The sequence below is a fragment of the Rhizobium sp. CSW-27 genome (assembly GCF_018760785.1).
Classification (GTDB): domain Bacteria; phylum Pseudomonadota; class Alphaproteobacteria; order Rhizobiales; family Rhizobiaceae; genus Neorhizobium.
This window is the reverse complement of record NZ_JAHHZO010000077.1, coordinates 1-521: the sequence shown is the minus strand read 5'-3', so window position 1 is coordinate 521 and position 521 is coordinate 1. Positions and strand designations below refer to the sequence as shown.

Below are 521 nucleotides of genomic sequence, written 5' to 3'. Positions count from 1 at the left end.
CATCCTCGATCCGGACGAGAACGTCAGGCGTGAGGCCGATCGAGGGGCTTGCCGCGAGCGTCAGGGTGAAGTTGCCATCGGCCGTCGTGCCCGTCCCGTTTCCGAGATCGGACACCTTGATCAGGCCGAAAGGCTTGTATTCAACACCGCCCCAGACCAGTGGCCGGCTGGCGGAAATGAAACCATAGACACCGGACCCGAAGGTGAAGCGGATCATCTGCCGTGTCGAAACGCGCCCCTGATCATACAGGGCCTTCACTTCTGGAGAGAGCGCCATCAGACTTCCACCAGCTGAAAGGATGCCACGGTGCGGCTGCCGCTCTGCTGTTTCGACCAGCTGCCGGGGACCGGCCTGGTCATCAGCGGGGGACGGACAAAATGGACAGTCCCGCCAGGTTGCGCGACGGACCCGAGCGGAGGGGGTTCAACCTCGATCTGCCGCGAGGTGTTCGCCCCGCTCACCTCGACCACGCGGCCGAGGTAATAGACGCCGGCCCGCTCCAGCCCGATATAGTCACCGG

At 64.1% G+C, this 521-nt stretch carries 2 pseudogenes; both read right to left on the bottom strand.

The features are described from left to right. Positions 1-277, bottom strand: a pseudogene (locus KLP42_RS27525) (DUF2163 domain-containing protein); the annotation flags it as partial. Beyond that, a pseudogene (locus KLP42_RS27520) lies at positions 277-521 on the bottom strand (hypothetical protein); the annotation flags it as partial. The pseudogenes KLP42_RS27525 and KLP42_RS27520, both read right to left, overlap by 1 nt.